This is a genomic window from Saccharothrix hoggarensis, from assembly GCF_052936025.1.
This window is the reverse complement of the sequence record NZ_CP193624.1, coordinates 2,309,363-2,333,758: the sequence shown is the minus strand read 5'-3', so window position 1 is coordinate 2,333,758 and position 24,396 is coordinate 2,309,363. Positions and strand designations below refer to the sequence as shown.

Here is a 24,396-nt window from a genome sequence, read left to right as displayed (position 1 = left end):
TCGCGCCCGCGTCGTTAACGATCCGCGGTCCGGCACGATGAGTAGGGCGTGACTGAGCCACCGGCACGACCGACGGTCGACGTCGTCATCCCGTGCTACAACTACGCCCGGTACCTGCGCGCGTGCGTGAAGAGCGTGCTCGACCAGCCCGGCGTCGACGTGCGCGTGCTGATCATCGACGACACGTCGACCGACGAGACACCCGAGGTGGTGGCGCAGCTCACAGCCGACCCGCGGGTCGAGGGCCGGCGGCACGAGGTCAACCAGGGCCACATCGCGACCTACAACGAGGGCCTGCTGGAGTGGGCGAAAGCCGACTACACGGTGCTGCTCTCCGCCGACGACCTGCTCGCGCCGGGCGCGCTCGCCCGTGCCGCCGCGGTGTTCGAGGCCAACCCGAACGTCGGCATGGTGTACGGCCGGGTCGTCTACTACTCCGACCACGACGACCTGCCGTCCGTCCTCACTCCCCCGCCGGGCCGCACGGTGTGGCCCGGCGTCGAGTGGATCGAGGCGCGCTGCCGCACCGGGCAGAACGTGCTGTCGTCGCCGGAGGCCGTGGTGCGCACGTCGGTCCAGCAGCGGGTCGGCGGCTACCGGCCGGACCTGCCGCACGCGGGCGACCTGGAGATGTGGATGCGCATCGCCGCCGTGTCCGACATCGGGTACGTGCGCGGCAAGCCCGCCGCCTACTACCGAGTGCACCAGCAGAGCATGATGCGCACGCGGTTCTCGTCCCTGTTCGCCGACCTGGAGCAGCGGCAGGCCGTGTTCGACCGGTTCTTCGCCGAGCACCCCGACCTGCCGCCGCGGCTGCGGTCGCTGGCCAACCGGTCGATCGCCAAGGACGCGCTGTGGCGGGCCGTGCGCGCCTACGACCGCGACAAGCTCGACGAGATCCCGGTGGACGAGCTGCTGGCGTTCGCGCGGCGGGTGTGCGCCGACACCGAGCGGCTGCCCGAGTACCGGGCGCTGCGGCGGCGTCGGGCCCTGGGGCCCCGGCTGTGCAGCCGGACCCAGTTGTTCGTGGGCAGCCACCTGGCCAAGCGCGGCGCCGGCCTCGTCGGCAAGCAGGTCTGGAAGTGGCGCGGCCAGTGACCGCCGGCCTGGAGCGGAAGGTCACCTCGGCGATCCGGTGGAGTGCGGTCAACAGCCTCGTGCAGCGGCTGAGCCAGGTGGGCGTCGGCGTCCTGCTGGCCCGGCTCGTCGCGCCCGAGCAGTTCGGCGTCTTCGCCGTCGCCCTGGTCGTGCTCAACATCGTGATGAGCGTCAGCGAGATGGGCGTCAGCGTCGCCCTGGTCCGCTCGGAGAAACCCGTCGCGGAACTCGCGCCCACGGTGACGACGCTGTCCATCGCGTCCGGCTGCCTGCTCGCCGTCGGGTGCGTCGTCGGCGCGCCCTGGTTCGCCGCGGCGATGGACACCCCTCAGGCGACCGGCGTGATCCAGCTGATGTCGCTGTCGCTGGTCGTCGCGGGCGCTTCGGCGGTGCCGGGGGCGTTGCTGCAGCGGGAGTTCCGGCAGGACCACAAGTTCGTCGCGGACACGTCCGCGTTCGTCGTCGGCACGGCCGTCGTCGTGGTGCTGGCCGTGCTGGGGTTCGGCGCGTGGAGCCTCGCGTGGTCCCGGATCGCCACCAACGTGGTCGCCGCCGTGGTGATGTTCGCCTACACCCCGCGGCGCTACCGACCCGGTTTCGACGCCGCGCAGGCGCGCGGGCTGCTGGCGTTCGGGCTGCCGCTGGCGGGCAGCAGCCTGCTCGTGTTCGGCGTGATGAACGTCGACTACATCGTCGTGGGCAGCGTGCTGGGCACCGTGCCGCTCGGGTTCTACCTGCTGGCGTTCAACCTGGCGAACTGGCCCGTGGCGGCGTTCTCGCAACCCGTGCGCAGCGTGTCGCTCGCCGCGTTCTCGCAGGTCAGAGATGATCCGGAGCTGTTCGCGCGGACGTTCGCGCGGGCGTTGCGGCTCCTCGCGCTGGTGACCGTGCCGGCGTGCGTGCTGCTCGCGGCGCTGGCCGACCCGCTCGTGCGGACCGTCTACGGCGAGCGGTGGGCGCCGGCCGCGCAGGCGTTGGCGTTGCTGGTGCTGCTGGGCGCGCTGCGGGTGGCGTTGGAGCTGGGGTACGACTACCTGGCGAGCGCCGGGCGGTCGCGGGCGATCCTGGTCATCCACCTCGGGTGGCTGCTCGGGCTCGTGCCGCTGCTGGTGCTGGGCGCGCACCTGGACGGCATCCGCGGCGTCGCGGCCGCGCAGAGCCTCGTCGTGCTCCTGGTGGTCGTGCCCGCGTACCTCGTCGCCTTCCGCCCCTACGGGTTGCGGGCGCGGGTGCTCGGCACGGCGGTCGCGCGGCCCGTCCTCGGCGGGGTGGTGATGGTCGCGGTGGCGTCGGGCGTGCAGTGGGTGACGGCGGACGCGCTGTGGCGGCTGCTGGTGGGTGGCGCGCTGGCGTCCCTCGCGTACGCGGCGGTGGTGTTCCCCCTGCGCCACGAGGTGCTGGGCCTGCTTCGGAGGGGTGGCGCGTGAAGGTCGTCCGGCGGTTGCAGCGGCGTGCGCACCAGGTGACGCGCATCGTGCGCGCGCAAGGCGTGCGGCAGTTGGGCGCGCGCGCCCTCGGCCGGGCCGCGCGGCGGTTCGCCGCGGACGCCGAGGTGTTCCCCGTGCGCCTGGAGGACGTCCGCGCGGCCGACATCTCCGTGCGGCGGCCCGTCGTCGTGCCCGACGTCCCGGCGGACGGGCGGCTGGTCGTGAACTGGGTGAGCACGCCGCCGTCACCGGGGTCCGGCGGGCACACCACGATGTTCCGGCTGATCCGGCACCTGGAGTCGTCGGGGCACACCTGCCGGCTGTACCTCTACGACGTGTACGGCAGCCGTGCGGTGGACCACGAGCCGGTGATCCGGTCGGCGTTCCCCGGCTTCCGCGGCCCGGTGCTCGACGTGTCGGACGGGATGGCCGACGCGCACGCCGTCTTCGCCACCGCGTGGATGACCGCCTACCCGGTGTTCAACGACCCGTGCGCCGGCAGGCGGTTCTACCTGGTGCAGGACTACGAGCCGTGGTTCTTCCCCGTGGGCGGCCTGTCGGCGCTGGCGGAGAACACGTACCGGATGGGGTTCCACGGCTTCACCGCCGGCCGCTACCTGGCGGAGAAGCTGCGCACGTCGGTGGACATGCCGGCGGACTCCTTCGACTTCGGCTGCGACACCGACCGGTACCGGCTGACGCCGGGCGTGCGGCGGGACGGCGTGGTGTTCTACGCCCGGCGGCTGGCTCCGCGCAGGGCGATCGAAATCGGGCTCCTGGCGCTGGAGCTGTTCGCCGAACGGCACCCGGACGTCGCGATCCACACGTACGGCGAGAAGATCGGCAGGCTCGGCCCGCGGCACGTTGACCACGGCCTGGTGACACCCGACCAGCTGAACGACATCTACAACCGGTGCTACGCGGGCCTCACGCTGTCGATGACGAACGTGTCCCTCGTGCCGCACGAGATGCTGGCCGCCGGGTGCCTGCCGGTCGTCAACGACGCCCACCACAACCGCGTGGTGCTCGACAACGACCACGTCCGCTACGCGCCCGCCACCCCGCACGACCTGGCGCGGGCACTGTCCGAAGTGGTCACCGCGCCGGACTTCGACGCGCTCGCGGCGGCGGCGTCCGCTTCGGTGACCGGGCGTTCGTGGGACGCGGCGGGGCACGAGCTGGAGGAGGTGCTCCGGCGGGAGCTGGGGGCGTGAGGCTGTCGGGGGTGTCGTTGCCCGGCGCGAGCCGGTCCGACGTGTGGTCGGCGGGCTTGCGGCTGACCGGAGTGCGGCCGGCGGGTGCGTGGTCGGCGGGCTCGTGCGGTCAGGCCGGGGACGGGGAGGTGGCGTCCGGCACCAGGAGCGTCGCGGGGGTGGCGCCGTCGGCGTCCACCAGGTGCACGGCGGCCCGTTGAGCGTCCCGGGGCACGGCGGCGAACGCGATCCGCTCGTCGTCCAGCCAGGTGGCCTGGTCGTCCACGCCGGCCGTGCCGGGCAGCCTGCGCTCCACGCCGGTCGCGAGGTCGAGCACGGCCAGGTCCCACGGGCCCAGGCGGCCGATGCGCTTCTTGTAGGCGATCTTCGTGCCGTCCGGGGACAGCGACGGGCACTCGGCGTCGCGGCGCAGCGACTCGACGCGGCGGTCCACCAGGTCGCCCTTCACCAGCCACGTGTAGCCGCCCGACGCGAGGGTCGCGTAGAACGTGCGGTCGTCGGCGCCCACCGTCAGGCCCCAGTAGTTGACGTCCTGCGCCTCCCACCGCTTGCCCTCGACGTCGGCGACGAAGCCCTCCAGCGACTCCACGACCTCCCCGGTCGTCACGTCGAGGTAACCCGTGCGGGTCGAAAAACCACCCGGAACGGCGTACGAGTCGCCGGTGACGAACGACGTCCACGACACGATCCGCCCGGACGCGGACACCTTGGCACGGCTGGGAATCCCGGGCAGCGGCACGGACCGGACCACGGCGCCGTCACGCGACACCTCCGCCGCGTACGTCGGCCCCGGCCCCTCCAGTTCGAGGCACACCGCGGTGCCACCGGCCCGGTAGAACCGCTGGCAGGACTGGTCCGTGGCGGTGCGGACGGCCGGGTCGGCCAGGTCCAGCCGCTCGACCCGCGACCTGCCGTCGGCCAGCTCCACGTACATCAGGTCGCCCTCGGCGGACGCCGCCGCGGCCGGCGCGGGGGCCACCGGGCGGCCGTCGAGGACGGCCGCCGTCACGTAGACCGCGCCTGCCACGACGACCAGTACGATGGCGGTCACGGCGAGGGCGGTGCGCCGCGAGCCCAATTCCATCACCACCTGTAACGACAAGGCGCGAGTCGGCCGATTTCAGGGTAACAAGACCTTGCGGGCCTCTACGCAGGGTAAACGCGGATCGGGGAGCGATGGATTTCTGGGGCGCGCTGCGCGTCGTGCGGAGGCGGTGGTACGTCGCCCTGCCGTCCGCGCTCCTCGCCGTCGGACTGGCCGCGGGGATCTTCTTCTCCATCCCCACCCGCTACGAGTCGACCGGCGTGATGGTGCTCACCTCGCCGTCGGCCGGTGGCACGTTCTCCGAGAACGTCTCCCCCGAGGAGGCGATCCGGGTCAACCCGCTGCTCGCGTTCGACAGCAGCCTGTCGACCACGTCGCAGATCATCGCGCAGATCCTGGCCGACCCGAAGACCCGCGAGAAGCTCGGCATCACCAAGGACTCGACGTCCAACTTCACCGCGTCCGGCGGCGGCCAGAACGGGCCGTTCATGTTCGTGGTGACCGACAGCGAGTCACCGGACGAGGCCGAGCGGCTCGTGACCACGGTGCTGGACTTCGCGCGCGCCGAGCTGGAGGGGCAGCAGCGCAAGCTCAACGCGCCGGAGTCGACGTTCATCACGTCGCAGGTGATCGTCAGCCCGACGACGGCCGAGGCGCAGATCGGCGGCAAGGTCCGGTACGCGGGCGCGGCGTTCGTGCTGATGATGCTGGTCACGTTGGCGGCGACGTTCGCGTCGGACAGCGTGATCGCCCACCTGCGTCGTCGGCGTGGGCGCGGGGCTCCTTCGCCCGACGAGGCCGCCCCTTCCGCGGAGAACTCTCCCGCCGCCGCCGTGCCCGCTGCCGCGCCTCCCGCTGAGGTGGCCGAGGCGCAGCCGCCGGCCCCGCCCCGTCCCCTCAACGGCCGCCCGCGCCGTCCCGAGGGCCAACCGCTCAGCGCGCCCGGTGGCGCCTCGGCCGCCGGTGCGACCGGGCCGCGCCCCGCTCCCCCGGTGCGCCGGCAGCCGACCGCGAGCGAGCAGACGGTGAAGGTGCAGCTGCCGCCCACCGCGAGCGAGCGGACCGTGAAGATCGCCGCCGTGAACCTGCCGGACGGGTCGGCCGGTCCGTCCGGGTCGGCCGTCCCGGACCGTCCCGTGGCGAAACCGGGCGGCCCGACGTGGCCGACGCGCGAAGACGCCCCGTAGATGGGCGCCACCACCCGCGTGCGGCAACGCGCGGACGGCGCCACGCTCGTCTGTGCCTACCTGATCGCGCTGCTGGTGATCCCGGCGCGGCTGGTGCTGTCGTTCGTCCCGATGACCCTGCCGCCCGCGCTGGTGGTGGCGTTGCTGCTGGGTGTGCTGTGGATGTCCGCGCAGATGGTGGACACGCTCGGCATGGGCAAGGGGCGCAACGCGCTGCGGACCGCCGTGGGGGTGTACCTGGCGATGCACCTGGCGACGTACGCGGTGGCGACGCGGCGGTGGTTGCCGACCGATGAGCTGACCGTCGCCGACAGCAGCATGGTGCGGATCGTGGCGACCATCAGCGTGGCGATCTTCGCGTGCGACGCGATCCGGACGCGGGAGCGGCTGGACCGGGTGCTGAAGCTGGTGCTGGCGTGCTCGGCGGTGATCGCGTTCATCGGGCTGGTGCAGTTCGGGCTCGGCGTCGACCTGGCGGCGTACGTCAACCTGCCGGGGCTGCGGACGCAGGAGAACGCGTACTCGGCGATGGAGTCGCGGTCGATCTTCCGCCGCCCGACCGGGACCACGAACCACCCGATCGAGTACGGCTTGGTGTGCGCGATCGCGGTGCCGTTGGGCGCGCACTACGTGTTCCGCGCCCGTGACGAGGGAACGCCCGCGTTGCGCTGGTGGCTGTGCGTGGCGATGGTGGGCCTGGGCGCCCTGACCTCCCTCTCCCGCACCGCGATCCTCGGGCTGGCGGTGTCGGGGATCGTGCTGGTGGCGACGCTGCCTCGGCCGCGGAAGCTGACCGTGACGCTGCTCGGCGGCGGGTTCTTCCTCGGGGCGAGCCTCGTCGTGCCGGGCCTGTTCGGCACGCTGCGCGGCATGTTCTCGAACATCGAGGACGATCCCAGCGTCAAGGCCCGCACGGCCGACTACGAGGCGGCCGCGGCGCAGATCGACCTGAACCCGTTGCTGGGACGGGGGTTCGGGACGTTCCTGCCGACCAAGTACACGATCCTCGACAACCAGTTCCTGCTGACGTTGATCGAGAACGGCTACCTGGGCCTCTTCGCGCTCGTGGGGATGTTCCTGGCAGCCGCCTACGCCACCGTTCGGGCGCGGCTGGTGAGCCGGGACGAGAACCTGCGCGGCCTCGCCGGCTGCCTGCTCGCCGCGGTGCTGCTGGGCGGCATCGCGTCGGCCACGTTCGACCTGCTCAGCTTCGGCGTCGCCACCGGCCTGGTGTTCACCATGATCGGCCTCTCAGGCGCCGCCCTCCGCATCGCCGTCGCGGAACGCCACTCCCCCTCCCCGCCCAGCCCCTCCCCGCCCAGCCCTTCCGCGCCCAGCCCTTCCGCGCCCAGCCCTTCCGCGCCCAGCCCTTCCCCGCCCAGCCCTTCCGCCGATCACGACGACCGCTAGGCGCCCCCCGACTCAGCACCCGTCGACTGACCACGCACATCTCGACTGTGGGTGGATGAGGGGCGAGGGGCTGGGACGGCGGTGGGGGCGGGTCAGGTGGCGGCTGGTGAGAGGCCCTTGTCGCCCTCCACGTAACGGTTGTCGCAGTCCCGGCACACCAAACCCGCGTCCAAGCGCTGGCCGCAGTCGCAGACCCAGCCCTTGTGCGTGGCCGGGTTGCCGGCCACGAAGGCGTGCGCGGGCACGTCCTTGGTGATCACCGAGCCGGCGGCGGCGAAGGCGTGTTCTCCGATCTCCACACCGCAGACCACGACGGTCCCCGCGCCGAGCGTCGCACCTCGCCGCACCATTGTGGACAACAGCGCCTCGCCGGTCCGCCGGATCGCCGCACGGGGGCGGAGGTCGTTGGTGAACAGGACGTTCGGGCCGAGGAAGACCTCGTCCTCGCACACCACGCCGTCGAACACGAGCGTTCCGTTCTTCACCGTCACGCGGTCGCCGAGGACCGCACGGCTCTCCACGAACGCGCCGTCGCAGATGTTGCAGTCCCGGCCGATCCTGGCCCCGGGCAGCACGTGGGCGAACGCCCACACCCTCGTGCCCGCCCCGACGTCGGAGCTCTCACACAACCCTTTCGGGTGGACGAAGACGTCGCTCATCCCACTGCCTCCACGAGTGCCGCCACGACGCGCTCCTGCTGCGCCGCCGTGATCTCCGGGAACAATGGCAGGGACAGGATCTCCCCCGCCACCGCCTCGCTGACGGGGAAGTCGCCGGGCGCGTGCCCGAGGTCGGCGAAGGCGCCGGTCAGGTGCACGGGCGTCGGGTAGTGGATGCCGGCCCCGATCCCCGCCTCGTGCAACGACGACAGCACGCGGTCGCGGTGGGGGACTCGAATCACGTACAGGTGCCACACGGGGACGTTGCCGTCCAGGACCACCGGCAGGGTCACGGACGGGACGTCGGCGAGCAGGGCCTGGTAGCGGGACGCCGCGGCGCGGCGGGCCTCGTTCCACGCCTCCAGCCGCCGGAGCTTGGCCGACAGGACGACGGCCTGGAGGGTGTCGAGGCGGCTGTTGAAGCCGAGGACGGGGTGCTCGTACTTGCGCGGCGAGCCGTGCTCGCGCAGGAGGCGCACGGACGCGGCCAGGTCGGGCGAGGTGGTGAGGACGGCGCCGCCGTCGCCGTACGCGCCGAGGTTCTTGCCGGGGTAGAAGCTGGTGGCGGCGATGTCGCCGAGGCCGCCGACGGGCACGCCGTGACGTCGCGCGCCCTGGGCCTGGGCGGCGTCCTCGACGATCGGCAGGCCGAACGCGCGCAGGTCCTCGACGGGCGCGGCCTGGCCGTAGAGGTGGACGGGCAGGATCGCCCTGGTGCGGGGGGTGAGGGCGGCGGCGACCTCGGACACGTCGATCAGGCCGGTGTCGGCGACGCAGTCCACGAGGACCGGGGTGGCGCCGGTGCGAGCCACGGCCTCGGCGGTGGCGATGAAGGTGTTGGCGGGCAGCACGCACTCGTCGCCCGGTCCGACGCCGAGGGCGCGGAGGGCGAGTTCGATGGCGTCGGTGCCGTTGCCGACGGTGACGCAGTGCGGCACGTCCTGGTAGGCGGCGAACGCGGCCTCGAACTCGGCGACCTGGCGTCCGCCGATGAACGCGGTGGTCTTGAGGACCTCCGCCCAGCCTTCGGCGACCTCGTCGGCGACCTGGTCGTGCTGGGCGCGCAGGTCCACCAGCGGGATGTCGATCACGAACCGTTCCCCTCTCGCAGTCGTCGGGCGGGGTTCCCCACCCAGACCTCCCCCGCGGGGACGTCGGTGAGCACGACGGAGCCCATGCCCACCACCGCTCCCGCGCCGATCGACGCGCCCTCGCGGACGGCGCTCGCCTGTCCGAGGTACGCGCCCGCGCCGACCCGCACCGATCCGCCCAGTGACGCGCGGCCGGCGAACGTGACGCCGTCGTGGACCTCGCAGTCGTGGGTGATCAGGGTGTGCGGCATGGCGACGACGTGCGCGCCGATCCGCACCGGCGCGGTCACCACCGCCCCGGCGAGCAGGACGGTTCCGGGTCCGAGCGTCGTGCCGGCGGCGACGGACGCCGCCGGGTGCACGACGGTCGCCCACCGGTGGTCGGGCAGGCCGAGGCGGGCGACGACGCCCAGCCGGCCGCGGGGGCGGTGGGCGTTGGCGACGCAGGCGACCACGGCGGCGTCGGACGTGTGGACGAGGTCCGTGCCGCCGAGGACGGGCAGGCCGTCGAGGTCGGCGCCGTGGCGTGCCGGGTCGTCGTCGAGGGCGCCGAGCGGGAGCCAGCGGTCGGGGGTGAGGCGGACGGCCGCGAGGACTTCGCGGGCCAGTCCGCCTCCTCCGACGAGGAGCAGCGGGCGGGGGCTCATCCGGTGGTGAACACGACGTCGACCCAGTAGTTGCTGCCCGCGTAGGACGACTCGGGGAAGCCGGGTCCGGCGCGGAACACGCCGTTGCCGGCGCCGTCGGCGGTGGCGGGCGCGCTGAGCGGCGGGCTGGTGACGGCGTTGCCGCTGAAGTACCCGGTGTCGACGGAGTAGTGGCCGTTCGGCGCGGTGTAGGACGCGACGTAGGTGGTGCCGGCGGTGACGTTCACCGGTGTGGTGAAGGTGAGGGTCTGCCAGCCGCTCGCGGTCTCGTTGGTGAACGTGCCGGTGGCGAGGGGGTTGCCGGCCGCGTCCCAGAGGGTGCCGGTGTGGGTGCCGGTGTTGCCGACGCCCTTGTGGAACTTCACGCCGGTGACGGCGCCGTTGACCGAGGGCACGAACCGGACGCCGAGTTCGTAGGAGCCGGTGTCGTCGGCGGACTGGACCGTGGGCACGGTGGCCGTGCTGAACAGCGAGCACGGGCAGTCGCCGGTCGTGGTGGTGGTGAACGACCAGGTGGTGGGCGCGGTCATGGTGTTGCCGTAGACGTCGGCGATGCGCAGGCTCGCGGTGTGGGTCGTGCCGCCGGCGAGGGGTGCGGCCGGGGTCCACGTCACCTGCTGCTGGTTGGCGGAGAGGGACAGGGTGCCGGCGATCTTCGCGCCGCCGGCGTCGGCGACGGTGAACTGGGCGGTGGTGAGGTCGACCGGTTCGTCGAACGACGCGGTGAGGGGCGAGGTGCGGGACACGTCGCTCGCGCCGTCGAGGGGGGTGCGGCCGTTGACGACGGGTGGGGTGTTGTCGTCGTTGGGCAGGTAGACGACGTCGACCCAGTAGTTGCCGCCGGCGTAGGAGTTGGTCGGGTAGCCGGCGCCGGGGCGGTAGACGCCGTTGCCGCCGTCGCCGGCCGCGGGGGCGGCGAGGGGGCCGCTCGTGACGGAGTGGCCGCTGAAGTAGCCGCTGTCGACGGAGTACCGGCCGGTGGTCGTGGTGTAGGAGGCGGTGTAGGTGACGCCGGCGGACACGAAGACGGGGTCGGCGAAGGTGAGGGTCTGCCAGCCGCTCGCGGTCTCGCCGGTGAACGTGCCGGTGGCGAGTCGCTGCCCGCCGGGTGACCAGAGGGTGCCGGTGTGGGTGCCGGTGTTGCCGGGTCCCTTGTAGAACTTGACGCCGGTGATCCGGCCGCCGGCGGTGGGGGTGAAGCGGACGCCGAGTTCGTAGGCGCCGGTGTCGTCGGCGGACTGGACCGTGGGCACGGTGGCCGTGCTGAACAGGGTGCAGGGGCAGATGACGGCGGCGTCGGTGGTGAACGACCAGGTGGCGGGGGTGGGCATGGGGTTGCCGTTGACGTCGGCGATCAGGGCGCTCGCGGTGTAGCGGGTGTTCGGCATGAGCTTGCCGGTGGGTGTCCAGGTGACGGTGCGCTGGTCGCCGGACAGGGACGTGGTGCCGGTGAGCTGGGCGCCGCGCGGGTCGGTCAGCCGGATCTGGGCGCTGGCGGGGTCGACGGGTTCGCTGAACGTGACCGTCAGGGGGGTGGTGGCGGTGACGTTCGCGGCGTCGGCGGCGGGTGTGCGGTGGGTGGGGGTGGGCGGGGTGCTGTCGCCGTTGAGGCCGTTGCGGTAGATGACGTCGACCCAGTAGTTGGTGGCGTTGTAGGTGGAGGCGGGGGCGACGCCGCCGTTGCCGTAGCGGTAGACGCCGTTGGGGCCGTCGACGCCGTCGGCGAGCGCGCGGATGCCCGCGTGCTCGGCGCCGTTGCCGGAGAAGTAGCCGCCGGTGACGGCGTAGCGGCCGTTGGGTGCGTGGTAGGACACGACGTAGGTGGTGTTCGCCTGCACGACGACCGGTGAGGCGAAGGTGAGCTTCTGCCAGCCGCTCGCGGTCTCGTTGGTGAAGGTGCCGGTGGCGAGGAGCAGGCCGGTGGCGGACCAGAGGGAGCCGGTGTGGGTGCCGGTGTTGCCGGCGCCCTTGAAGAAGCGGACGCCGAGCACCTCGCCCTTGCCGTTGAAGCGGACCTTGGTGCCGACTTCGATGGGTGTGGTGTCGTCGGCGGCGTGCACGGCGGGTCGGGCGAAGTCGTCCCAGACGGTGCACGGGCAGGTCGCGGGTCGGGGGGCGCCGGTGGTGAACGTCCACGTCGACTGGGTTGTCTGGTTGCCGGCGGCGTCGGAGGCGCGCAGTGCCGCGGTGTAGGCGGTGTTGGGCGTCAGGGCCTGGCCGGGGGTGAAGGTGACGGTCTTGTTCTCGTGGGAGAAGGTCGAGGTGCCGGACACGGCGCCGTGGGGGCCGGTGAGGGTGAACTGGGCGGAGCCGGGCGCGATGGCCTCGTCGTGGGTCGCGGAGACGACGGGGGTGAGCGCGACGGTGCCCTCGCCGTCGACCGGCGTGGTGGAGACGAGCAGCGGGGCGCGCTGGTCGGGGCCGGGGTCCGGCGCCCACACGACGTCGACCCAGTAGTTGCTGCCCCAGTGGGACTGGGTCGGGAAGCCGGTGGAGCCGAACCGGAACAGGCCGTTGACGCCGTCCGCGCCGTTCTTGAGGCCGGTGAGGGGTTCGAGGTAGCGGGGTTCGCGGTGGAAGTACTCCAGGTCGTAGGAGTAGTGGCCGCGGGGCGCGAAGTAGGAGGCGACGTAGGTGACGCCGGCGGTCACGGCGACGGGCTGGGCGAACGTCAGGGTCTGCCAGCCGGTGGCGGACTCGTTGGTGAAGGTGCCGGTGGCGAGAGGGTTCCCGGCGGTGTCCCAGAGGGTGCCGGTGTGGGTGCCGGTGTTGCCCGGTCCCTTGTAGAACCTGACGCCGCGCACGTAGCCGTCGCCGTTGGCGCGCCACTTCACGCCGAGCTCCAGCGGTGACGCGTCGCCGCTGTCGGGGACGTCGGGGGTGTCGGCGTCGGTCCACAGGCCGCACGGGCAGGTGCGGGGGTTGACGCCGGGGGTGGCGACGACGGGGGTGGACAGGTTGGCCGAGTCGTCGACGGCGCGCACGCGCAGGCTCGCGGGGCCGGACTTGCTCGGGGTGTAGGTGTAGCTCCACGCGGTCTGGCCGGCCTGCCACGCGGCGGGGTGCCAGCGGGCGCCGCCGTCGGTGGACACCTCGACGCCGCCGACCTGGCCGCCGACGTCGGCGACGGTGCCGGAGAACGTGTAGGGGACGCCCACCGTGGACAGCGCGGGCACGGAGGTGAACGCGGCCGTCGGCGGTTGGGTGTCGGTGCTGGCGGTGGCCTGCACCAGGCCGGGCCGCAACGTCGTCGCCTGGACGCCCATGTCGGCGAGGAAGTTGACGGTGGCCTGCTTCATCCGGATGTCGGAGGTGGGCGTGTTGGTGAGGAACGCGTGTTCGTCGTCGACGCCCCACGCCCACTGGACGGTGCCCGCGCCGAACACCAGGGACCCGCTGGGGTGCCGGTAGTAGGTGATGGCGTGGGTCTTGGTGTCGGGGGTGTAGAGGTCGCCGTGGTTCTGGAGCACGTACGGGCCGTCGGGCATGGTGACGGTGGTGCGGGACAGCTGGGCGACGCCGGGCGGCTGGAAGCCGTTGTCCTCCACCGAGTTCCACTCGTAGCCGAGGGTGCCGGGCTGGAAGGTGTACGTCGTGCCGGGGGCGAGGCTCTGCAGGGACGTGTGCCGCCACAGCCGCATCTTGCCGTACGCGGCGGGCACCTGGAGGGAGTCCTCGCGGCGGCCGTTGACGGTGAAGATGTTGCCCAGCAACGCGTTCTCGGGACGGCCGCCGTCCTGGTCGGGGTAGCGCGGGTCGCGCCAGGTGCCGGTCCAGTCGCTCAGGCCGTCGTTCTGGGTGCCCTTGGTCTCCTTGTAGCAGGCGATCGTGCGCCAGTCGGTCCGGGAGGCGTCGATGCTCTTCTCCCAGCGGTGCTTCCAGAAGATCTCGTTGCCGGTGAGGAACGCGAGGTGCACGCCCGCGTCCCGGGCGGCCTCGACGTTGGCGCGCTGCTCGTTGGACCAGTACTCGTCGTGGCCGACGGCCATGAACACCTTGTGGTTCTTGATGAGGTGGCCGCGGCGGGCGGAGTCGGCGTCGGTGGTGTAGCTGACGTCGTACCCGTTGGCCTCCAGGAACCGGAGCATCGGGTACTCGGCGTTGAAGATGAAGTTGTCGTCGCCGTCGCCGCCGGTGTACGGGCGGTTGTAGCTGACCTTGTAGGCCTGGCCGCCCTGGCCGGGGCCGTCGCCGAAGTACAGGCTGTTGCCGCCGTACCGGTTGTACGCCACCCACGTCGAGTCGGACGTCTGGAACAGGATCTTGGAGGTGCTGGTGTCGTCGCGGACGACGAACACGATCTCGTTCTCGGCGCCGGTGTCGTTGCGGTGGGTGCGGGCGTAGTAGAGGCCGGAGACGGCGGTGGCGGGGACGTTCCAGCTGAGCGACACGGCCCAGTTGCCGCAGTCGATCAACGCGCTGCCGTCCGTGCCGCGCAGGCACGGCGGCTGGTTCTGCGGGGTGGCGCGGCTGATCCGCTCCTGGAAGCGGGCGCCGACGCCGCCGTAGTAGCCGAGGCGGTAGATGTCGATGTAGTAGGACGACGCGCTGGTGTGCATCTTGAAGTCGACGCGGCCGCCGGGGGTGGCGCTGATGTCCGTCGTGTACCCGAGGATGGCGTCGTCCCGGTAGGACACCTGCCAGTTCGGCGTGCCGGGCTTGGTGTTCTCGCACGCCACCTTGTTGACCACCGGCGCGTCGCACGGTGCGGCGGACGCCTCCGGGGCGCGGACCAGGCCGACGACCGCGAGTGTGGACGCGACGAGGGCGGTCACGACCAGCAGGCGCAGCAGGGGTACCGCGAGAACGGGTCTGGCCCGCTTCCGGTCGGCGGTCATGGGTGGTTCACCTTTCGGGCACGAGCTGTTGTCACCGCGGGTGATCAGGTGTGTACCGCGTCGACTGGCGGAACGCCGTTGCTCCGATCGTCGTGCGCGCCGCACTCCGCGTTACACCAAGGGGAACGCGGGGTCCGGTGATCGCCCAACGCGCCCGTCCCGACCACGGTGCGTGTCGGGACGGGCGCGTGGCCGGGTCGCGGGCGGGGGCGGACCGCCCTCGGCCGGGTGCGTGGTCTTCGGGTGGTGCTAGCGGGAGACCAGCGGCGCGTGCAGCGCCGCCTTCAGCTGCTCGACCACGGTGTCCTGGTCGGCGGCCGTGAGGTCGTGGTAGAGCGGGAGGATCAGCGACCGCCGGGTGAACGCCTCGGTGACGGGCAGGTCGACGCGCGGGTGGTCGGCGTACGCGGGTTCGAGGTGCGCGGCCATGATCCCGCGGCGCGCCGACACCCCGCGTTCGGCGAGGCGGGCCAGGACGTCGTTGCGCTCCACCGGGAGGTCGTCGGGCAGCATGACCCAGAACGACTGGTAGTTCGTCGTCCCGTGCCCGGGGTCGCGGACCGGGCGCAGGCCCGGCACGTCCGCGCCGAGCACGTCGGCGAGGAGGTCGTGGTAGCGGTCGGCCAGCTCGCGCCGCCGCCGCACGATGGCGTCCAGTCTGGACAGTTGCACGAGGCCGACCGCGGCCTGGATGTCGGTCATCCGGTAGTTGAACGCGGTCTCCAGGTAGCTCTCGACGACGGCGCCGCCGCCGCTGTGCCGCTCGGCCGCGCTGACGCTCATGCCGTGCTCGCGCAGCCGCCTGCCGCGGGTCGCCCACTCGGCGCGGTTGGTGGTGAGCATCCCGCCCTCGCCGGTGGTGATGAGCTTGCGCGGGTGGAACGACCAGGCGGCCACCTCGGCGTCGGCGCCGACCGGTACGCCGCGGTAGGTGGAGCCGGCGGCGCACGCCGCGTCCTCCACCACTGTGACGCCGCGCGGGCCGCACAGGGCGCGCAGGGGGTCGACGTCGGCGGGCACGCCGGCCTGGTGCACGAGGATCACGGCGCGGGTGCGGTCGGTGAGGACCGGTTCGACGGTGGCGGCGGACAGGTTGCCGGTCTCCGGCTCCACGTCGGCGAACACGGGGGTGGCGCCGCAGTAGCGGACGGCGTTGGCGGTCGCGATGAACGACAGCGACGGCACCACGACCTCGTCGCCGGGCCGCACGTCGAGCAGGTGCAGCGCGATGTGCAGCGCGGTGGTGCAGGACGACGTGGCCACGGCGTGCAGCGCGGCGACGCGGCGGGCGAAGGCGTCCTCGAAGGCGGCGACCTTCGGTCCCTGGGCGACCCAGCCGGAGCGGACGGCCGCGGCGGCGGCCTCGGCCTCCTCCTCGCCGAGCCACGGCTTCATGACGGGGATCATCGGGACGCCTCGGCGGCGACGGCGGACCGCCACCACGACACCAGGCCGCGCAGGCCGTCGACCAGGCCGATCTCGGGCTTCCAGCCGAGGTCGCGGGCGGCGGCCGAGATGTCGGCGAGCCGGCGCGTGACGCCGTTGACGGCGCGTTCGGGGCCGTGCTCCAGCGGCAGGTCGGAGTCCATCGCGGCCAGCAGGGCCAGCGCGAGGTCCTTGAGGCTGGTCTCGCGGGCGCTGGCGATGTTGTAGACGGCGTCGGTGACGGGGGCCGTCGCGGCGAGGACGTTGGCGCGGGCGATGTCGTGCACGTGGACGAAGTCCATGGTCTGCGCGCCGTCGCCGAAGATCAGCGGCGGCTTGCCGTCGGCGATGCGCTCCATCCAGCGGATCAGCACCTCGGTGTACTTGCCGTGCGCGTCCATCCGGGGCCCGTAGACGTTGAAGTAGCGCAGCGCCACGTAGTCCAGGCCGTTCATGGCGTGGAAGCTGCGGAGCATGCCCTCGTTGAACGCCTTGGCCGCGCCGTAGAACGTGTCGTTGTTGTAGGGGTGGTGCCGCTCGGTGGTCGGGAACTCCTCGGCGAGGCCGTAGACCGACGCCGACGACGACGCGACGAGCTTCTTGACGCCCGCGGCCACGGCGGCCTCGATGACCGTGAACGTGCCGTCGACCAGGGACTCCAGCGCGAGGCGCGGTTCCTCGGCGCACTGCGTGATGCGGATGGCGGCGAGGTGGAACACCAGGTCGACGCCCCGCGTCAGCTCGCCGACCAGGGCGCGGTCGTTGATGTCGCCGTCGACGACGGTGAGCCGGTCGCCCGCCGCGGCGGTGGCGTCGGCCAGGTTCTCCCGGCGGCCGCGGACGAAGTTGTCCAGCACGACGACCTCGGCGGCGCCGGCGGCGAGCAACCGGTCCACCACCGCGGAGCCGATGGTGCCCGCTCCTCCGGTGACGAGGGCCCGTTGCCCGGTGATCGGCTGAGCCGCGTCCGACATGGTGCTTGTTCCTTCCGTGGGGTCGTGCTGGTGGTCTGGCGGGTGGTGGCGGTGCGGTGGGGTCACGCGGTGGCGAAGGCGTCGGTGGCGGAGGCGTCGGTGGCGGAGGCGTCGGTGGCGGAGGCGTCCAGGGCGGAGGTGTCGGTGGCGGAGGTGTCCGGGGCGGAGGCGTCCCGGGCGAAGGCGTCGGGGGCCGGCTCGTCGACCTGCGTCACGGTGACGAACTCGCCGCCGGCGGCGAGGCTCGCGGACGCCGCTTCGAGCGTGGCCAGCACCCGCAGTCCCGACCAGCCGTCCGTCAGCGGCGCGCGCTTCTCGGTGATGGCGGCGGCGAACTCCGCCATGACCCCGCGCAGCGCCTCGTGCTCCGGCAGGGCGGGCGCGACGGTGTCGCCGCGCCGGTAGGAGATGATCGCCTGGCGGCGGTCCTCGTCGTCCTCGATGCGGTCCGCGCCCCGGTCGTGCACGGAGAGCCGCTGCACGGCGTTCAGGTCGTCCCACACCACCGTGCGGCGCGACCCCCCGACGATCATGGTGCGGATCTTGGTGGGCGACAGCCAGTTCACGTGCACGTGGGCCAGCACGCCGTCGGACAGCTCCAACGTCAGGTGGCCGACGCAGGCGCGGCCCGCGCCGATGGGGTCCGAGCCGTGGGCGGCGACGCGGGTGACGCGCACGCCGTCCGGCAGGATCGCGTCGAAGATCGACAGGTCGTGCGGCGCGAGGTCCCAGAACACGTCCACGTCGGGCTGCACGAGGCCGAGGTTGACCCGCACCGAGTCGAGGTACTGGACGGTGCCGATCCCGCCCTCGCGCACGAGCTGCCGCAGGTACCGCACGGTCGGCGTGTAGACGAACGTGTGGTCGAGCATCAGCGTGAGGCCGCGGCGGTCCGCCTCGCGGGCCAGTTCCAGCCCTTCCGCGTACGTCGCCGCCAGCGGCTTCTCCACCAGCACGTGCTTGCCCGCGCGCAGCGCGGCCAGGGCGACCGGCAGGTGCGTGGCGGCCGGCGTGGCGACGGCGACCGCGTCGACCGCCGGGTCGGCGAGCACGTCGTCCAGCGAGCCGGACACCCGCACGGTCGAGTAGTCGCCCAGCACGCGGCGGGCCCGCTCCACGTCGAGGTCGCACAGGTAGCGCAGCTTCAGGCCGGGTGTCGCCTGGGCGTTGCGCACCAGGTTCGGCCCCCAGTAGCCGGCGCCGATGACGGCGATGCCGATCGGCTGGTCCATCTCACTCCCCTTGTCGCGGCCGTCGCCGCGAGGCGCGCGTCGGCTGGTCGTCATCAGTAGGCCCCCTGGCCGCCGAACACGGCCCGGAACGTCTTCCACAAGATCAACGCGTCGAGGGCGAGCGACCAGTCCTCCACGTACCGCAGGTCGAGCCGCACGGACTCCTCCCACGACAGGTCGCTGCGGCCGGACACCTGCCACAGGCCGGTCAGGCCGGGCTTCACGAGCAGCCGGCGACGCATGTCCGGGCCGTACCTGGCGCTCTCCTCCGGCAGCGGCGGGCGCGGCCCGACCAGCGACATCGCGCCCGTGAGCACGTTGAACAGCTGCGGCAGCTCGTCGAGCGAGTAGCGCCGCAGGACCCGGCCCACGGCGGTGACCCGCGGGTCGCGGCGCAGCTTGAACAGCACGCCCGCGCCCTCGTTCACCGACTGGAGCCGGGCGCGCAGCGCGTCCGCGTCGGTGACCATCGTGCGGAACTTGAGGATCGTGAACGGCACGCCGTCCTTGCCGACGCGGCGCTGCTTGTAGAGCACCGGCCCCTTGGTGTCGACCATGATGGCCACGGCGACGGTGAGGAGGACGGGCGCGAGCAGCGCCACCAGCAGCGCCGCGCCGACCTTGTCCACGGTCGCCTTGACCAGGCGGCGGAAGCCGGTGAACGACGGTTCGCTGACGCGCAGCAGCGGCATGCCGAGCACGCCGGTGACGTGCAGCCGGGGTCCGGCGAAGTCCATCAGGGCGGGCGCGACGACCATCTCGGTGCCGGAGCCCTCCAGGTCCCAGGCCAACCGCTGGAGCCGGCTCGGCGTCCAGTAGCCGTCGGCGGTGACCGCGACGATCCGGTAGCCGCCGCGGCGGACCTGCTCGCCGAGGTCGTCGAACGTGCCGACGACCGGCACGCCGTCGAGCTCGACGCCGATCTCCGCGCGACCGTCCACAGTGCACACGGCGTCGACGCGCCAGCCCAGGTGGGGCGCTCGGCGGGTGCGGCCGATGAGGTCCGCGACGGTGTCGACGTTGCCCGCGGCGAGCACCGGCAGCAGGCAGCGGCCCTCGCCGCGGGCGCGGTGCAGGGGTCGGCGCAGCAGGTAGCGGACGGGGAAGGCGACCAGCGCGACGGCCGGTCCGACCACGAACACCCACAGGCGGGCGCCGGGCAGGTCGGCGGCGAGCGCGCCGAAGCCGAGCGCGACGACGGAGGCGAACAGGCCGCGGCCGAGGCGGCGGAACTCCTCCGCGCCCTGGCCGAGCACCGCGGGGTTCCACACGCGGTTGAGGAGCAGCGACCCGACGACGACGGCGACGGTGAGCGCTTCGAGGGCGAGCAGCGAGAACGGGGCGAACGAGGCGTGGCGGGCCGACATGACCATGCCGGCGAGCACCACGACCACGACCGTGCACAACACGTCGGCGGCGATCACGCCGCGGCGGTAGGCGGGCTCCCAGGCGCCGACCGTGGGGTTGGTCGTGCGGTGGGTGGCTCCCGCCCCCGCGACGGGTCTGTGGCGTCGCGTCGGCTGGACCTGCTTGCTCATCGCGGTACTCCCCCGGGTGGGCCGGTTCGGACGTGCACGTTCGCAGGGCATCCCCGACGGACCCGCGATGGTGGACGACAAATGCTGTGGTGGCGATTTCTGCCTCGCCCATCCGTCATTCGTCACGTCGGCGGCGCGCGTTACACGGGCGGTGCGGGCCCTCTGGGTGGCATTCCCCCATTACGACACTCGGCGCACACCGGGACGGGTTCCCAGGTGACGTGACGTCACCGCCGGAGGACTCCGGGAAAGGCTTGGCGGGCGGCGGGAGGGGAAGGTCCACAGTGGTCGGTGCGGGGTCGCGCAGGCACGCGGCCACGTCCATCGGTGACGGGACGCGTTCCGTTACACCGGGTTTTCGACGGTGGTCGAAACTCACTGTGAATAGGGTCGGCAATAGGGTCGAAAGGCCCTACTCCGTGGCGGCGCGCGATCGCCCATTCACAGACCGGCAGCAGCTATTCGGCGCAACGTTCCGGGCACTTCGGGTGACCGCCCGGACGCATTCCCGACGGACCCGACGAACCGAGGGTGACCCACGCCACTTTTCCGGCCACAATAGGGCCGTGGTGGTCGTGCTGGTCGTCGGCGGGCTGCTGGGCGCGTTCCACGGCGCGTGGGCGTGGCGCACCCGGCTGTACCCGCGCGGGGCGCGCGGGGTGGCGCTCGCCGTGGTGGACGCCACGTGGAGCCTGCCGAACACGCTCGCCGGCGCGGTGTTCCTCGCCTACGCGCTGGCCCGCGGCAACCGGGTCGACGCCGCGTTCAGCCGGCACCGCGGCACGCTCGGCCTGCGGCACGGCGTCATCAAGGGCTTCGCCACCACGATCGGCCCGGTGCAGGCGGGCATCTCGCCGGGCGTGGACGACCACGAGGCCGTGCACGTGCTCCAGGCACGCCTCTTCGGGCCCCTGTACCTGCCGCTGGTGGTGGTCAACTGGGTGGTGGCGACCGTGCTGCCGTACTGGCTGCTCTACCACGACCGGGCGAGCGCGCCGATCAACGGCGTGAAGGCGTACTTCCGGCACGGCGTGTACCCGCACTGCTGGCACGAGGAGTGGGCCTACCGCCGCCAGGGCACGCCGCCCGTCGACTAGCGGGCCGCGACGAGCCGGACCTTCTCGTCGCCCACGGCGACCACGTCGCCGTCGTGGAGCTGGGCGCCCCGCCGGCCCTCCAGCCGGCCGTTCACCGTGACCTCGTCGGATTCGACCAGCTCACGCGCGTGCGCGCCGTTGTCCGCCAGACCGGCCAGCTTGAGGAACTGGCCCAACCTGATCATGTCGTCGGAGATCTCGACCTCGCGGATGCGCATCGCCACATCATCCCCCAGCGGTGCACGGGCGTCCGCACGTGCGGCGGTTAACGAGGATTGCACGGACTCGCAACACGCCCGACATCATCGCGACCCGGTTCGGTCTACGGTTCCCGGAATGTGAGCACAGGCAGCTCAGACCCGGAGTTCGCGGGCGGCGCGGGACGCAAGCGCCGCCGGTCCCTGCGCGGTGAGGTCGGCACGACCGGCGCCCGGTTCGGCTCACCCGCGCTGCGGCGCAGCATCGAGGAGCAGCCGCCGGAGCAACCGAAGCCGCCCCAGCGGCGGCGGTCGTTGCGGGGCGAGGTCGGGGCCACCGGCGCCCGGTTCGGCTCGGCCGCGCTGCGCCGCAGCCTCGACGACCAACCCGACCAACCCGACGACCACCGGAACGGCCCGCCCGACGACCACCAGAACGGCTCGCCCGACGACCACCAGAACGGCTCGCCCGGCGGCCACCCGAACGACCTGCCGGGCCGCCACCCGAACGGCCCGCTGGACGAGACGGCGCCGTTCGAACACCTCCACGACCACGGCGGACCACCGTCCGTGCCGGCCGGCCGCGAGCCGGAACCCGAGCCCGAACCGGCCGTGGAGGAGTTCTCCGGCCCGCTGGTCCGCCCCTACGCGTGGACGGGTGGCCGCACGACGTCCGACCACGACCTGCGGCTGGAGACGCTGGTCTCGCTGGAGGAGAACGGCATCGCCGTGGCCATGCGGCAGTCGACGGCCGAGCAGCGGTCGATCGTGGAGATGTGCGCCAACCACCCAAGGTCGGTCGCCGAGGTCTCCGCGCTGCTGTCCGTGCCGCTGGGCGTGGCGCGGGTGATGCTCGGCGACCTGATCTCGATGGGCGTCGTGGCCGTGCACGACAACGCGGCCGCGCCCGGCGGTCCGGACTTCACCCTGCTGGAACGGGTCCTGGTGGGCCTGCGGAGGTTGTAAGAACGCCGCCGGCGCGGAGGGGCGGCTAGAGCTCGGCGACCTCCGCGCGCAGCCGGCCGAAGACCTCGGCCAGGGCGGGCAGCTGGTAGTGCGCGTTGAGCCCGCTCGGGTTCGGCAGCACCCACAGCCGCGAGGACGCGATCGTCTCCTCCTGCGGACCCACGCGTGCCGCCTTGCGCCCGAACGCCGTCCGGTACGCCGTCACGCCGACCACCGCCACCACCTTCGGCCGGTGCCGCCGGGCCAGCTCCGTCAACCGCTCCCCGCCCGCGCGCAGCTCCTCGGCGGTCAGCTCCTCGGCCCGCGCGGTCGGGCGGGCGACCAGGTTCGTGATGCCCAGCCCGTACCGGAGCAGCTCGGCCTGCTCGGCGGGCGCGAGCCGGCGCGGCGTGAAGCCCGCCAGGTGCAGCGCGGGCCAGAACCGGTTGCCGGGCCGGGCGAAGTGCTGCCCCTTCGCGGCCGACAGGAGACCGGGGTTGATGCCGCAGAACAGCACGTCCAACCCCGGCCCGACGATGTCCGGCAGCATCACCCGACGACCACCGGCGTCCCGTCGACGACCAGCCGCCAGTCCGTGCGGTGGAACGCGGCCGGGTCGATCTCGCCGCGCCCCTGCACCCACTCGATGAGCAGCTGCCGGATCTCCAGCTGCCGGTTGTGCAGCACGGGCGCGGTGGCGATGTGCGGGAAGTTGCCGCCGCCGGACTGCCGGTAGTTGTTCACCGCCACCGCGAACACCTGGTCCGGCGTGACGGCCGCGCCCGCGTAGGCCAGCCCGGTGATCCGCTGCCCCACCGGCCGCGCCAGGTCGATGTCGTAGGTCAGCGGCGCGTCCAGCCCGGCGGCCACGTCGTACAGGTAGTCCGGGGTGCCGCCCGCGTTGGTCAGCGCGTCCGGGTGGTGCGGGCCGGGCGTGGCGACCGCCTTGAAGTAGCCCGCCGACCGCTCCAGGTAGTCCTTCAGCTGCGCGCCGGTGAGCCGCACGCCGAACAGGGTGTTGTCGAAGACGTACAGGCCCGCCACGTCGCGCACCGACACGTCGCCGGCGGGGATGGCGGCGGCCTTGTTGAACGGCGACGCCAACGACAGCACCGGCAGGGGTTCCGCGAGCGCCGCCTTCAGCGCCGCGCCCTGCACGTGGTTGACGAAGTCGAGCGCGGCGGTGTCCTCGTACCGGGCGGTCGCGGCCGACATCGCCGACTTCGACGTGCCGATCTTGGAGTTGACGTAGGCGACGACCTTGTCGTGGTCGGCGCGCAGCTTCCGCACGATCGCCGGGTCCTCGGGCACGGTGTTGGTGTTGAGCACCTGCGAGCGGGACGCCTCGGCGTGCCAGCCCCGCCCCTGGGTCCACGCCAGGTCGAACTCCATCAGGCTCAGCCGCTTGCCCCAGAACAGCGGCTCGGTCAGCAGCACCCGCTTCCCGGTGGCCTTGTTCGTGACGAACCGCTGCGCGATCTCGGTGTGGGCGTGGCCGACGAGGATCGCGTCGATGCCCGGCACCTCCTCCGCGACCAGCGCCGAGCAGTTCTCCGGGAACGGGAGCAGGTCGCCCAGGGACGACGACAGGTCCGCGCCGGAGTGCGCCGCCACCACCACGAGGTCCGCTCCCGCCTGCTTCACCTTCGGCACCCACTCGCGGGCCTGTTCCAGCACGCCCGGGAACGTCATGCGCCCGTCGACGTGCGCCTTGTCCCAGATCGCGATACCGGGGTTGGTCAGCCCGAGGATGCCGACGCGCAGCGGCGCGGCGCCGGTCCGCCACACCGTCTTGACCACGTACGGGCGGAACGCGGGCGCGCCGGTGGCGGCGTCCACGGCGTTCGCGGCGAGCAGCGGGAAGTCGAGCTGCTTCTCGAACGCCCGCAGCAGGGGGATGCCGTAGTTGAACTCGTGGTTGCCGAGCGCGGCGGCGTCGTAGCCGAGCTCGTTCATCGCGGCGGCCATCGGGTGCACGCGGCGGCGTCCGATCGGCTCGACCTTGGCGTAGTAGTAGGCCAGCGGGGTGCCCTGGAGGGTGTCGCCCGCGTCGATCAACAGGGTGCGGTGCGCGCCGCGCTCCTCCCGGACCGCCTTGACCAGCGTGGACAGCTTCGCCAGGCCGACGTCGTTGTGCGCGGCGTCGTCGAACTCGCGGTCGGCGAAGTAGTCCCAGTTGAAGACGTTGCCGTGCAGGTCCGTGGTGCCGAGGACGGTGAGCGTGAACCGCCGCCCGCCGGTCCGGTCGTCCGGGGCGGCGTGCGCGGCCGTGCGGAACCCGGCGGCGGCGAGCACACCCGCGGCCCCGCCGGCGAGCAGGGCGCGGCGGTGCAGAGGAGATCCGGTCATGGGCGGAACGGTAGCCATTGACC

General features: G+C 72.8%; 19 protein-coding genes. 7 read left to right on the top strand and 12 right to left on the bottom strand.

Features of this window, described 5'->3' with window-relative positions:
* Positions 1-48 precede the first annotated feature (48 nt).
* Genes ACRAKH_RS11275 through ACRAKH_RS11265 form a run of 3 tightly spaced genes read left to right on the top strand, consistent with a single transcriptional unit; the run spans position 49 to position 3,739 of the window.
* The gene (locus ACRAKH_RS11275) at positions 49-1,098 is read left to right on the top strand and encodes a glycosyltransferase family 2 protein (protein ID WP_380724468.1); all 1,050 of its coding nucleotides are present in this window, start codon (positions 49-51) and stop codon (positions 1,096-1,098) included.
* Complete coding sequence (locus ACRAKH_RS11270) at positions 1,083-2,525, top strand: lipopolysaccharide biosynthesis protein (RefSeq protein WP_380724467.1); 1,443 nt, start codon at positions 1,083-1,085, stop codon at positions 2,523-2,525. Before ACRAKH_RS11275 ends, ACRAKH_RS11270 begins: the two co-directional genes overlap by 16 nt.
* Positions 2,522-3,739, top strand: coding sequence for a rhamnosyltransferase WsaF family glycosyltransferase (locus ACRAKH_RS11265; protein ID WP_380724466.1), 1,218 nt, complete (start codon positions 2,522-2,524; stop codon positions 3,737-3,739). Before ACRAKH_RS11270 ends, ACRAKH_RS11265 begins: the two co-directional genes overlap by 4 nt.
* A 109-nt stretch (positions 3,740-3,848) precedes the next feature.
* On the opposite strand, the gene ACRAKH_RS11260 is transcribed toward ACRAKH_RS11265, so the two are convergent.
* Positions 3,849-4,790 carry a TolB family protein gene (locus tag ACRAKH_RS11260; RefSeq protein ID WP_380724465.1) on the bottom strand — a complete coding sequence of 314 codons (942 nt, stop codon included), beginning with the start codon at positions 4,788-4,790 and terminating at the stop codon, positions 3,849-3,851.
* Positions 4,791-4,915: 125 nt separating this feature from the next.
* On the opposite strand from ACRAKH_RS11260, the gene ACRAKH_RS11255 reads away from it, so the two are divergent.
* Positions 4,916-5,971 carry a hypothetical protein gene (locus ACRAKH_RS11255; RefSeq protein WP_447009794.1) on the top strand — a complete coding sequence of 352 codons (1,056 nt, stop codon included), beginning with the start codon at positions 4,916-4,918 and terminating at the stop codon, positions 5,969-5,971.
* The gene (locus ACRAKH_RS11250) at positions 5,972-7,381 is read left to right on the top strand and encodes an O-antigen ligase family protein (protein WP_380721036.1); all 1,410 of its coding nucleotides are present in this window, start codon (positions 5,972-5,974) and stop codon (positions 7,379-7,381) included.
* A gap of 92 nt (positions 7,382-7,473) precedes the next feature.
* On the opposite strand, the gene ACRAKH_RS11245 is transcribed toward ACRAKH_RS11250, so the two are convergent.
* From ACRAKH_RS11245 to ACRAKH_RS11210, 8 genes are all read right to left on the bottom strand, one after another.
* A complete protein-coding gene (locus ACRAKH_RS11245; RefSeq protein ID WP_380721039.1) occupies positions 7,474-8,040 on the bottom strand; it encodes an acyltransferase in 567 nt (188 codons plus the stop codon).
* On the bottom strand, positions 8,037-9,128 hold the full coding sequence (locus tag ACRAKH_RS11240) for a DegT/DnrJ/EryC1/StrS family aminotransferase (protein ID WP_380721142.1): 1,092 nt from the start codon (positions 9,126-9,128) through the stop codon (positions 8,037-8,039). The genes ACRAKH_RS11245 and ACRAKH_RS11240 overlap by 4 nt, the downstream gene beginning before the upstream one ends.
* A complete protein-coding gene (locus ACRAKH_RS11235) occupies positions 9,128-9,778 on the bottom strand; it encodes a NeuD/PglB/VioB family sugar acetyltransferase (RefSeq protein WP_447009793.1) in 651 nt (216 codons plus the stop codon). The genes ACRAKH_RS11240 and ACRAKH_RS11235 overlap by 1 nt, the downstream gene beginning before the upstream one ends.
* Positions 9,775-14,616, bottom strand: a complete 4,842-nt coding sequence (locus tag ACRAKH_RS11230) for a DUF4082 domain-containing protein (RefSeq protein ID WP_380721045.1) — start codon at positions 14,614-14,616, stop codon at positions 9,775-9,777. Before ACRAKH_RS11230 ends, ACRAKH_RS11235 begins: the two co-directional genes overlap by 4 nt.
* Positions 14,617-14,865: 249 nt before the next feature.
* Positions 14,866-16,011, bottom strand: coding sequence for a DegT/DnrJ/EryC1/StrS family aminotransferase (locus ACRAKH_RS11225; RefSeq protein ID WP_447009792.1), 1,146 nt, complete (start codon positions 16,009-16,011; stop codon positions 14,866-14,868).
* 8 nt (positions 16,012-16,019) lie between these two features.
* Entirely contained in the window at positions 16,020-17,015 is a 996-nt protein-coding gene (locus tag ACRAKH_RS11220; RefSeq protein WP_380721051.1) for an SDR family NAD(P)-dependent oxidoreductase, read from the bottom strand.
* Positions 17,016-17,077: 62 nt separating this feature from the next.
* The gene (locus ACRAKH_RS11215; RefSeq protein ID WP_380721054.1) at positions 17,078-18,247 is read right to left on the bottom strand and encodes a Gfo/Idh/MocA family protein; all 1,170 of its coding nucleotides are present in this window, start codon (positions 18,245-18,247) and stop codon (positions 17,078-17,080) included.
* Positions 18,248-18,300: 53 nt separating this feature from the next.
* The gene (locus ACRAKH_RS11210; protein ID WP_380721057.1) at positions 18,301-19,785 is read right to left on the bottom strand and encodes a sugar transferase; all 1,485 of its coding nucleotides are present in this window, start codon (positions 19,783-19,785) and stop codon (positions 18,301-18,303) included.
* Positions 19,786-20,351: 566 nt separating this feature from the next.
* Between ACRAKH_RS11210 and ACRAKH_RS11205 the strand changes: the two genes are divergently transcribed.
* Positions 20,352-20,882, top strand: a complete 531-nt coding sequence (locus ACRAKH_RS11205; RefSeq protein ID WP_380721059.1) for a hypothetical protein — start codon at positions 20,352-20,354, stop codon at positions 20,880-20,882.
* Here the strand turns inward: ACRAKH_RS11205 and ACRAKH_RS11200 are convergent.
* Complete coding sequence (locus ACRAKH_RS11200; protein ID WP_380721062.1) at positions 20,879-21,100, bottom strand: RNA-binding S4 domain-containing protein; 222 nt, start codon at positions 21,098-21,100, stop codon at positions 20,879-20,881. The two genes, ACRAKH_RS11205 and ACRAKH_RS11200, sit on opposite strands and share 4 nt — an antisense overlap.
* 120 nt (positions 21,101-21,220) lie before the next feature.
* Between ACRAKH_RS11200 and ACRAKH_RS11195 the strand changes: the two genes are divergently transcribed.
* Positions 21,221-22,045, top strand: coding sequence for a DUF742 domain-containing protein (locus ACRAKH_RS11195; protein ID WP_380721065.1), 825 nt, complete (start codon positions 21,221-21,223; stop codon positions 22,043-22,045).
* 25 nt (positions 22,046-22,070) lie between these two features.
* Here ACRAKH_RS11195 and mug read toward each other — a convergent pair whose 3' ends face one another.
* A complete protein-coding gene (mug, locus tag ACRAKH_RS11190) occupies positions 22,071-22,574 on the bottom strand; it encodes a G/U mismatch-specific DNA glycosylase (RefSeq protein ID WP_380721145.1) in 504 nt (167 codons plus the stop codon).
* A complete protein-coding gene (locus ACRAKH_RS11185; RefSeq protein WP_380721068.1) occupies positions 22,574-24,373 on the bottom strand; it encodes a bifunctional metallophosphatase/5'-nucleotidase in 1,800 nt (599 codons plus the stop codon). Before ACRAKH_RS11185 ends, mug begins: the two co-directional genes overlap by 1 nt.
* Positions 24,374-24,396 lie beyond the last annotated feature (23 nt).

What these genes read in the sequence shown, in the direction of transcription:
- ACRAKH_RS11255 (WP_447009794.1), top strand. Translation starts at nt 4,916, where the DNA reads ATGGATTTCTGGGGCGCGCTGCGCGTCGTGCGGAGGCGGTGGTACGTC.
- ACRAKH_RS11250 (WP_380721036.1), top strand. Translation starts at nt 5,972, where the DNA reads ATGGGCGCCACCACCCGCGTGCGGCAACGCGCGGACGGCGCCACGCTC.
- ACRAKH_RS11245 (WP_380721039.1), bottom strand. Translation starts at nt 8,040, where the DNA reads ATGAGCGACGTCTTCGTCCACCCGAAAGGGTTGTGTGAGAGCTCCGAC.
- ACRAKH_RS11235 (WP_447009793.1), bottom strand. Translation starts at nt 9,778, where the DNA reads ATGAGCCCCCGCCCGCTGCTCCTCGTCGGAGGAGGCGGACTGGCCCGC.
- ACRAKH_RS11230 (WP_380721045.1), bottom strand. Translation starts at nt 14,616, where the DNA reads ATGACCGCCGACCGGAAGCGGGCCAGACCCGTTCTCGCGGTACCCCTG.
- ACRAKH_RS11225 (WP_447009792.1), bottom strand. Translation starts at nt 16,011, where the DNA reads ATGAAGCCGTGGCTCGGCGAGGAGGAGGCCGAGGCCGCCGCCGCGGCC.
- ACRAKH_RS11220 (WP_380721051.1), bottom strand. Translation starts at nt 17,015, where the DNA reads ATGTCGGACGCGGCTCAGCCGATCACCGGGCAACGGGCCCTCGTCACC.
- ACRAKH_RS11215 (WP_380721054.1), bottom strand. Translation starts at nt 18,247, where the DNA reads ATGGACCAGCCGATCGGCATCGCCGTCATCGGCGCCGGCTACTGGGGG.
- ACRAKH_RS11210 (WP_380721057.1), bottom strand. Translation starts at nt 19,785, where the DNA reads ATGAGCAAGCAGGTCCAGCCGACGCGACGCCACAGACCCGTCGCGGGG.
- ACRAKH_RS11200 (WP_380721062.1), bottom strand. Translation starts at nt 21,100, where the DNA reads ATGCGCATCCGCGAGGTCGAGATCTCCGACGACATGATCAGGTTGGGC.
- mug (WP_380721145.1), bottom strand. Translation starts at nt 22,574, where the DNA reads ATGCTGCCGGACATCGTCGGGCCGGGGTTGGACGTGCTGTTCTGCGGC.
- ACRAKH_RS11185 (WP_380721068.1), bottom strand. Translation starts at nt 24,373, where the DNA reads ATGACCGGATCTCCTCTGCACCGCCGCGCCCTGCTCGCCGGCGGGGCC.